Genomic DNA, 9307 nt, shown 5'->3' with positions numbered 1-9307 from the left:
GAGTCGGATCCCGTGCCGAACGAACCTGGTACATACCCGGCAACGGGCGTTAAATCGGTGCCGTCGATGACCGAGAACACTCGGTCAGAATCGTCACCGCGCCCTGACGACACCGCGATCGTCGGCGCCGGAATGTCGTCGGCCACCTCATCTTCGGTCGGAGATAGGAACCCGTTGCCGGGTATGTACCAGGTTCGTTCGGCACGGGATCCGACTCCGTAGACACCCTGTCCGGCGATGGTGGCGACTAGTCGGGTCTGCCCTGTCGAGGTCCCAATCGCGTGCGGCTCAGGTTGCCCCGGGTAGGCGCTGGGGTCGATGTCGGTGGGCCCGGTGTAGGTCAGTTTCCCCTTGTCCAGGTCTATCACCCACGCGGTCAGCGGTTGCAGTGCTTTCAAGCAGACCGCCACACCTGGACCGTTCCCGAAGCACCTGACCTCGTACTTGAAGTTCGGTAACGGCAGCGGGTCGAACAACCGGGCACCAGTGCGGGTGTCGACGCCATAGACCCACGCCGCCGGCGGCCGGCATGATGCGCGGCAGTGCAAGTCAACGAACTGCGACAGGAAATACGCCTTATCCCCGCTGCTGGCAAACAGGTCACCCAGTGGCGCATCGGGCGGCAACCCCAAGTCAGTGTTTTTGGCCTGCCACCCCGGCACAGGCTGGCGGTCCAACCCAAACGAAACCAGCAAGTCCTTGGGTGTACCAATCGGCGGCGCGGACTGCTCCACCCCCGCCTGCCCGCGTTGATCCCGATGGCCGCCAGGCGACTGCCCCCGCCACACCCAGACCCCGGCACCGGTCAGCACCAACACCGCTACGACAGCCGCAGCCGCCCACCACCAACGACGGCTACGGCGCGTCGTTGCCTCCGACGGCTCAACCCAGCGATACCCGCCGGGAGGCGGACCCTCACCCGACACCAATGCCACCTCCCGCTTCTGCCAACAACGCACGGCCAGACTAACCAGACGAGCTCGGGCTGCGGCTCGGTGCTGATATTCACTGCGGTCATTACGTGCCGAGATGGCTTACGCTCAAAGCAACGCATCGCGGATAGTTCATCAAATGGGGGCCAACAGGCATGATCTCCGCGGCTTGACGAGGGGAGGACTTTGATGGGACAAGACGATCGCAGTCTCGTCGACTTGACCAGGCAGATGGGCGGCTGGCTTTCAGCTAATCCCACGCAACTCCACTTAAACGACGCGCTGGTAACGACATTTCTGGGTGAGGTCGACGCCGCTCAGGCAATGTTGGCAAGTCAGCTCAACGGCGCCGACGGGCTGCATACCTGGCTAGCCAGCGCAAGTGTCGGAACATTCGAGTCTGCAGTCGCTACCCGAGATCATCTCCAGGACGATATCCGCGAATTCATCACCGCGGTGCATCAATTCCACAAATATCTCAATGCGGTTCATGCTGCCACGGACGCTGCACGCAAGAACATTCAGGCTTTAGATACGCCCGGTGGTTAGCAGTCAGAGCACTGAAGGCGCCTTTTAATGGCTACTTACGAAGACTTATTGGCTGCAATCGACGCTGTCCGACAAGCTCACCCGGGGTGGGATCCCGCGCATCCGGCAGACGCCAAACTGCAGGTATTGGGGCAGCCCCTGCAAACTATTTTGAATCAGCCGCACGGCCTGCAGGCCGAAGTTCCCGACGAAGCATTCAATGCTCTGCGACAGATCGCTCCGCCGGGTTCATTCACACCCAGCGGTCAACTGGTAAACGCTCCTAAGGGCGCTCCCAACCTGCCCTCACCGAGTGCGCCCCTGTCCCCTCCGCCGCCAAATTTGCCTGGCCCACCACCCGGGGCTCCCGTCAATCGAGCGGTAACTGCCCCCCAGAACAAGTTGGACCAATTAAAGACCACGGCGGGGCTGAACCTCAAGAACGTACGGGCTGTCCCGGCTGATCCGATTCCCACCTACTTCGACGGATACAAGGCCGTGCAGGATGTGACCGAACGAGGACCCGGAAACACCGGGTGGGATGGGACGATCAATAGCATCAACGACCGGTTACAACGGGCCGTGAAGTCGTTGGACAGTGGAATTGAGGGCCAATTCGGCGATGCATTACGCGCCAATTTGCAACGGTCCTTTCACGTGCTCGACCAAATGCGCGATCACGCGCGGACGATGGAGATTCTTGTCGATGCGTTCTTCAACGATCTCGCGACGACAAAAAAGAATTTCGCGCAGAACTGGGAACTCTATCGCCAAGCGATGAAAAATCCCGACGACCCGACCAGTAAAGAGAGGTTGAATGAGCTGAATGCGCTAGTTGCGCCCATCATGGCGCAATACCGGCCACCGATCGACACAATTGCCCAGAGTCATCCCAGCATCACCAGCGCGCTTCCCGAGGTGGCCTCACCCGGTCCAGGAAGGGGCGGTCCAGGCGGCGGGTCGCCGGGCGGCCCGGGCGGCGGCGTACCCGTCGGATTGCCAAGAGGAGGACTCAACACCGGGGACATCCCAGCTCTGGCGTCACCGAATGGTGGCGGACCGGATCACGCGAAAGCACCGTCGATGCCGCAGATTCCCACTGACGCGGCCAATGGCGCCGCCGACGCCGCCAAGCAAGCCGGCGACCAGGCTCAGAAGGCGGGCGGCCAGGCCGCCGATGCGGGTCAGAAGGCACTCGACGCGCTCACCGGTGCCCAGCGAGGTGATGGCCTCCCGGCGGGCGTGCTGGGACTAGGCCCGAAAGGCCTGCCGGGCGCGGCGAAGACGGGTGGGGGAACCGCGGGGCGAGGTGGCGGCGGTACCGGCGGGCGGGAAGCGCCGAACCTCAAGGCTCCGGCAAAGGTGGCGACATCAGCCAACGCCGGAAGTACCGCCGCGCAGGCATCTCGCGCCGGTGTGAGTGGCGCGGGTGCACCTGGAGCCGCCGGCGCACCAGCCGCGGGCCACCGAGGCGCTGGCGGCGACAAGACACACAAAGCGAGCAAGGCGCTGCGATCGGCGAAACACGGCGAAGAAGTGGTCGGCGAAGCCGATGCGGTCACCTCGGTGATCGGCGAGGAACCCCGTAGGGTAAACCCCGATCCACCAACCTGACTGCGGCTGACCGGTTGCGCGGCACAGCGCAATCCAACAACAAGATTGATGTAATGCGAACCGACACAGTCGATTTGAAACAGCTTGGCCGCATCGACCTCGTCGACTTGAGGATCATCAACGAATTCATGGGTGGCGAGTTTCTCCCGTTCCCGTTCCTGTCGACCCAGCCCGAGCGCTTCACCTATTTCGACGAGTACACCGCCTACGCCAGGTCCATACCCGATCGCTTCAACCACGGCGATTTGATGATTTTCAAGAAGTGGTTCACAAGCTTCGCCGAAGCAGACTTGCGGGTCGAATGCCGGGTGCAGCACTTCGCCGGGGACACTCCGACCGAGCGAATACTCGCCCACCGGACAGGCCAACGCGGGTTCCTGGCAATCCAGCGCCCAGACGATGCTGTCGATATCTTCACCTTGTCGCCGTACGATCTGGGTCCGGCCATCGCCGCATCGGTGGACCTCGGCAAACCCGGCGGCCGTCCAGCCGTGGTGATATCCGAATATGTCCCGCAAGCACTTCGTGACCGGCATGAGGGAGATGACGTCGATCATGGCTTGGACGCAGCGTCACCGATCGTGCTATCCAGCACGGCGGTCAGCGCCTACGCGACGGTGCAGAGTCACAGCCGCCCAGCCCGGGACTGGGGGGTCGATCAGCAGAAAGATGCGGTCGTCTGGATAAGCCTGGCCGACGATGGGGACTACGTCTACGTCCCGGGCTACCGGTACGCCAAGCCGATGACTCGGCAGGAGCTCAGGCAACGGATCGATCACCTGATCGCTGCCGACGTCGCCATCCTGCGCCGTTTCCGGGACGGGTGACGCAGGCGGGCCGTTAGGGTATCGGGGCCGAATCTATTTGGCAGACCAGCAGTTCGCCATTTCTGATCTGGAAGATGAACATTTCCCCGCCGCCACCGGCGTTGAAGACGTCGATGGTCCAGACGGGGCCGTCGCGGGTGAACCTCGCGACGGCGGAGGGCTCGAACTTTTGAATCGAGTCGCCGTGTCTAACCGCGTCGATCTCATGCGCCAACGCACCATCGTGAGTTTCCGGACACGACAACGCTTCCAGGTTGGCCAGATGCCGCTCGTTACGCTCCCTCATCCAGACCCGCGCGGTGTTGGCGGCCACGGAGCCGGCCTGCTCGTCCGACATCGACTCGCTGGCGGCCATCGGACGCAGAGTCGGCCCGCCACCGTGCGCGCGACCCGCGATGGCTACCACCAACAGGGCGATCGATGTCGCCGCAGCGACACCCCAGATCGCAGTCCAGACCCAACTGGAGCATCGGCGCGGGCCGCGTAGCGCGCCGTCATCCTGCGTTATCGCCACGATGATCCACGACTCAATGCAGTGGCGCCTTGTCTGCGTCACAGAGTTTCAGTTCGCCGTCTTCCTGCACAAACGTGTACGCATCGAAAAAGAAGCCGCCATCCTTCAGCGTCTCGTCGCTGAGTTGCCGCTGCCGCTCGCTTACCGGGTGCACTCGTATCGCGATCATGGCCCAAACCTGCGCACCCTCGTCACGAAAACCGGTGATGGCCTCTAAGTAGGCAATGCCGTCGAACCTGCCGTTCTGTTCGAAGGCTGTAATCTCGTCTTCGACATGCGCTCTGGGGCGGGCACAGGCCAGCTTTCGCAGGGCCGCACCGTCCGCCCGATTCTCCGCGTCATACCAGCGCGTCATTACCTCGAAGACTTGCTGCTGTCGAGGTGAGGGTGGCGGCACGGCGATCATGTCCGCGCGCGGCGGCGGGGACCATCGCCACCCAACGACGAACACGACCGTCGCCGCGGTCAGGCACGTCAGTGTGATTGCCGCCAATAAACGCCGCGGCCAGCGGCGAGGACCACGTGACGCGCCCGGGTCGGTCCGCGTCGAAAGGCGACCGTCAGCAGCGCAATCGATGACCAATCGCCGCCAGTTCGACCCGCTGAACGCGGCCTGACGATGATATTCGCTCAGTGCTTCGATTACTTCGTTCGGTACCGACAGCGGTGCCGGCCCGCCATCCGATGTCGTCACCGCGGCCGAAACTTCCGCAGGCTCGGCCACAAACTCGACATGCAGTCGGGCCCAGCCTGGCGGCGCTTCTCCCAGCAGCGTCGTGACCGCGTCCTCGACTAGACGGCGGTCGGCGGCCGCTCCCCCGGCAGCGGCGTCGACATTCACGAAGCAACCTTATCCAACAGCCGCGTCGAACGTGCTGCGCGACAGCACCATCCCAGCCGATGCCGCTGGCCCGTCACGGTAATTGGACGAGCGCTATGTCTTGGCGCCCAGACTGATTGAGCACCCAGCGCATTCTGTCCACGTCGAACTTGCTGCGCGACACCACGGTCCGCACTGGCAAGTCGACCAAGACCTGTCCGTCCCGCACGGGCATCGCCTTTATGTTGACCCCGGGTCGCAACCGAGCCCCGATCTCTACGGTGCCCGCGCCGGCACCCACGGTGTACACCACCTGCGCGACGGAATCCCAGTGCACCAACGTCTTTCGGAACAGCAGGCCGTTGCAGTCCCCCATGAATAACGTCGAGGTGGACAGATGAAATACGAGCGCCCCCAATACCGCCGCAATGATCACGCTTTTCGCCACGCGCCCCGAAATCAGATGCGCGGCACCGAGACCCCAGATTGCCAGCACAACGCAGCCCAACACCGCCACCAACCGCAGACCTGAGAAGACCGTGGTGATCCGGTATCGCACCCGAGGCATGACCCGGCGGCAACCGACGAATCCGGCCACAGCACATCCCACACCGATCAACGAGGCGATCCAGGCCGGTGCGGCGGACGGGTCCACGACCGCGAAGGAAATCCCCACGGCCGCGGTGACAGCCCCGAAGGCCGTCAGCATGAAAAGCCAAAAAGCCCGCGACGCGGCAGACTGCCGGTTGCTTATGGCCTGCGCACGGCTGATCGCCGGTACCGAATGGGACACGATGTCGAAACCCCCCGTCGATCTGAAATCAATTGCGAAGGCTAGCAGTCGCTGCGGCACAAATACCTCCGCAATTTCCCGGCCCTCGCCGGTGTCAGCACCTGCCCGCGATGAAAGGCACAGTCACACAGCGTATTTGGGCAACACTGCGGATGGCTCAAGGTCCGTCGCACCATGCGCGGTAACCTCATTCTCAGAATTGCCTTTCCCAGGGATCTCGAAGCGTTTCACACCGCACGGAAGAGGAGACCGCCTATGGCCGACCCCACCGAAGCAGCCGAAGCTACCCGCGCCGACCGCTTCATCAAAACCGCGGTGGAAATCCTCGGCGAAACCGGCCGCACCGACTTCACCGTGCAGGAAGTCGTCGCCCGCTCCAAGACGTCGCTGCGTGCGTTCTACCAACACTTCGCCAGCAAGGATGAATTGTTGCTGGCGCTTTTCGACCGGACCATGGCGCAAGCGGCACAACTGTGGCGCGAAGAAACCGCCGGCCTGGACAGCACAGCCGCACTCAAGCTGGTCCTCGACCGCATCAGCGCCCAGCCGGAATCGTCCACGCAGGACAGCCTCAATCGCGCCCTCAGCCTTTACAACCAGCACCTGGCCGAGACCCGGCCCCGCGAGTACGCCCGGGTCCTGTCCCCGCTGCACCGACTGCTGCGCGACATCGTCGGCCAAGGGATCACCGAAGGTGTCTTCAACTCCGGACTCGACGTGGGCACCGCGGCAGCCATCGTCATGCAAACCATGGTTGGGGCGCTGCGGTTGCATTGGCTTGGAACCGAATTGAACGGCACCCCCATCGATGCCGGCCAACTCTATGACTTCTGCAGCCGTGCCCTCGGGATTCGCGACGCCGAGGACAAGACCTCGGATCCGACGCTTGCCGAATTGTTCGCCCAGATCGGTCTGCGTCCGGCCAGCTTCCATGGCGGCGAGTTCGCGATGACGATGCCGGTGAGCCCGCAGGTGGTGAACACCTCCGGCGCCTTACAGGGCGGTCTGATCGCAACCCTGGCCGACGTGGCCGGCGGACAACTCGGACTGGAGTATCTGCAACCCGGCACCGCGATGACAACCTCTGATCTGGTCATCCGCTACCTGCGGCCGATCAGGCAGGGCTCCGCACTGGCCGTGCCGAAGGTGTTGCGCGCCGGCCGCCGCTCGCTGGTCATGCAGATCGACATATTCGGTGATAGCGACAGCGAGCTCGCGGCAACGGCCACGGTGAACTTCGCCATCGTCGGCCACCCGACCGAACCGGAGTCGGGCCAGCGGTGAGCCACGTCGGCTGCTTGCCTGCCGAGCCAAACCTGGCTGCGAAATTCGACGCCGAAAATCGCAGCCAGGTTCGGCTCGCGCTGCCTAAGGGACCGCCACGCACCGCCCGGCGATGGTAACGTCATTACCGCATTCAGAGATCCAGACTTCTAGGAGATTCGCCATGCCGTCCCGCGAGCTTTCCTTCCCGGTATTCGACGCCGATAACCACATGTACGAGCCGCAGGAAGCGCTGACCAAGTACCTTCCGGAGAAGCGCAAGCACGTCATCGACTACGTGCAGGTCCGGGGCCGCACCAAGATCGTGGTGCGCGGTCACATCAGCGACTACATCCCGAACCCGACCTTCGAGGTGGTCGCCCGTCCAGGCGCCCAAGAGGACTACTTCCGCCACGGCTCACAAGGCAAGAGCTACCGCGAAATCCTGGGCGAGCCGATGAAGGCCATCCCGGCGTTCCGCGAGCCCGGTGCCCGTCTGGAGGTTATGGACGAGCTCGGCATCGACTACGCGCTGATGTTTCCGACGTTGGCCAGTCTGGTCGAAGAGCGCATGAAGGACGACCCGGAAATGACGCACGACGTCATCCACGCGCTCAACGAGTGGATGTACGAGCAGTGGTCGTTCAACTACAAGGACCGCATCTTCGCCACTCCCGTGATCACACTGCCCATCGTCGAGCGAGCGCTGGAAGAACTCGAGTGGTGCCTTGAGCGCGGTGCCCGCACCGTGCTGGTCCGTCCCGCTCCCGTGCCGGGTTACCGCGGCAGTCGATCGTTCGGCCTGGAAGAGTTCGATCCGTTCTGGCAGGCGTGCGTTCGCGCCGAGATCCCCGTGTCGATGCACGCCTCCGACAGCGGCTACTCCGAGTTGCTCAACATCTGGGAGCCGGGCGATGAGTTCCTGCCGTTCAAGCCGACCGCCTTCCGCAGCCTCGCGATGGGCCATCGACCCATCGAAGATGCCTTCGGGGCTTTGATCTGTCACGGCGCGCTCACCCGCAACCCAGACCTGCGCATCTTGTCCATCGAGAACGGCGCCGACTGGGTACCAACCTTGTTCAGGGGCCTCAAGGGTGTCTACAAGAAGATGCCGCAGGCGTTCAGCGAAGACCCGATCGAGACCTTCAAGCGCTGCGTCTATGTCAGCCCGTTCTGGGAGGACCGGTTCAGCGAGATCGTCAAGATGGTGGGCACCGATCGCGTCGTGTTCGGCTCCGACTGGCCGCACCCTGAGGGGCTGAAGGACCCGATCAGCTTCGTCGACGAACTCAGCGATTTTGACCAGGAAGACGTCGAGAAGATCATGGGCGGCAACCTGATGAAGTTGATGAAGGTCTCGGGCCCGGTTTCTGGGCGGGCCGAAAAGCCGGCCGAAAAGCCGGTCTCTGCTTGAGCGTTGACCCCGTCGATCGGCAGGGCGGGGGCCGGCCTGTGCGGTCCCTGCCGGATTCTGGCATTTCGCCGAATCCGGCCCCGCACTCTGCTATACACAAGGCATCACTTTGTCTTAAGGCGCGCAGCGGATGTCCGATTCGGGGGGATTTTTCGGCGCGGCCGATTTGGGGGTGCCTGATGAACCTGGGTCCATTCGACTCGTTTTCCATTTCGGTGCCGTTGAGCAACCGGCTGTCCTCAGAGCTAGGCGAACCGAATAGCACGCTGCACGCAACTACGCTGCGCAACGGCCCCGCGGTGATTATCCGCGCCCACGGCGAAGTCGATGCGTCCAACGAGCACACCTGGCAGAGCCTGATCTCCGAGGCAGCCGCGGTTGTTTCGCGGCCCGGCCCGCTTGTCGTCGACGTCAGCGGACTCGACTTCATGGGGTGCTGCGCGTTCACCGTCCTGGCCGACGAGGCCGAGCGGTGCCGACGGCGTGGCATAACGCTGCGCGTGGTCAGTCGCGAGCCCGGCGTCGCTCGCATCGTGGACGCGTGCGCCTTCGCCAATGTGCTGCCCGTCTATCCCACGACGGAATCTGCCCTCGCGGCATAG

At 63.4% G+C, this 9307-nt stretch carries 9 protein-coding genes and 1 pseudogene; 6 read left to right on the top strand and 4 right to left on the bottom strand.

Going from position 1 to position 9307, the window contains the following annotated elements:
* Window positions 1–926, bottom strand: a pseudogene (locus A5634_RS08855) (hypothetical protein); the annotation flags it as partial.
* A 195-nt stretch (window positions 927–1121) separates the two neighbouring features.
* Here A5634_RS08855 and A5634_RS08850 point away from each other — a divergent pair.
* From A5634_RS08850 to A5634_RS08840, 3 genes are all read left to right on the top strand, one after another.
* The gene (locus A5634_RS08850; protein WP_065143672.1) at window positions 1122–1481 is read left to right on the top strand and encodes a hypothetical protein; all 360 of its coding nucleotides are present in this window, start codon (window positions 1122–1124) and stop codon (window positions 1479–1481) included.
* A gap of 381 nt (window positions 1482–1862) precedes the next feature.
* Window positions 1863–3074, top strand: coding sequence for a hypothetical protein (locus A5634_RS28120; protein ID WP_065143671.1), 1212 nt, complete (start codon window positions 1863–1865; stop codon window positions 3072–3074).
* A gap of 53 nt (window positions 3075–3127) precedes the next feature.
* Window positions 3128–3901, top strand: a complete 774-nt coding sequence (locus A5634_RS08840) for an ESX secretion-associated protein EspG (protein WP_065143670.1) — start codon at window positions 3128–3130, stop codon at window positions 3899–3901.
* Between the two features lie 13 nt (window positions 3902–3914).
* Here the strand turns inward: A5634_RS08840 and A5634_RS08835 are convergent, their stop codons facing one another.
* From A5634_RS08835 to A5634_RS08825, 3 genes are all read right to left on the bottom strand, one after another.
* Window positions 3915–4415 carry a hypothetical protein gene (locus A5634_RS08835; RefSeq protein ID WP_065143669.1) on the bottom strand — a complete coding sequence of 167 codons (501 nt, stop codon included), beginning with the start codon at window positions 4413–4415 and terminating at the stop codon, window positions 3915–3917.
* Window positions 4416–4428: 13 nt separating this feature from the next.
* Window positions 4429–5256 carry a hypothetical protein gene (locus A5634_RS08830; protein WP_065143668.1) on the bottom strand — a complete coding sequence of 276 codons (828 nt, stop codon included), beginning with the start codon at window positions 5254–5256 and terminating at the stop codon, window positions 4429–4431.
* A 73-nt stretch (window positions 5257–5329) separates the two neighbouring features.
* Window positions 5330–6028: a hypothetical protein gene (locus tag A5634_RS08825; protein ID WP_155769442.1), complete on the bottom strand. Its 699-nt coding sequence runs from the start codon at window positions 6026–6028 to the stop codon at window positions 5330–5332.
* 255 nt (window positions 6029–6283) lie between these two features.
* Between A5634_RS08825 and A5634_RS08820 the strand changes: the two genes are divergently transcribed.
* From A5634_RS08820 to A5634_RS08810, 3 genes are all read left to right on the top strand, one after another.
* Complete coding sequence (locus A5634_RS08820; protein ID WP_065143666.1) at window positions 6284–7312, top strand: hotdog fold thioesterase; 1029 nt, start codon at window positions 6284–6286, stop codon at window positions 7310–7312.
* Between the two features lie 163 nt (window positions 7313–7475).
* The gene (locus A5634_RS08815; RefSeq protein ID WP_065143665.1) at window positions 7476–8705 is read left to right on the top strand and encodes an amidohydrolase family protein; all 1230 of its coding nucleotides are present in this window, start codon (window positions 7476–7478) and stop codon (window positions 8703–8705) included.
* Window positions 8706–8884: 179 nt separating this feature from the next.
* Complete coding sequence (locus tag A5634_RS08810; protein WP_065143664.1) at window positions 8885–9307, top strand: anti-sigma factor antagonist; 423 nt, start codon at window positions 8885–8887, stop codon at window positions 9305–9307.

This window comes from Mycobacterium asiaticum, assembly GCF_001673365.1.
GTDB classification, from domain to species: domain Bacteria; phylum Actinomycetota; class Actinomycetes; order Mycobacteriales; family Mycobacteriaceae; genus Mycobacterium; species Mycobacterium asiaticum_A.
This window is presented reverse-complemented; position numbering and strand designations above follow the sequence as displayed.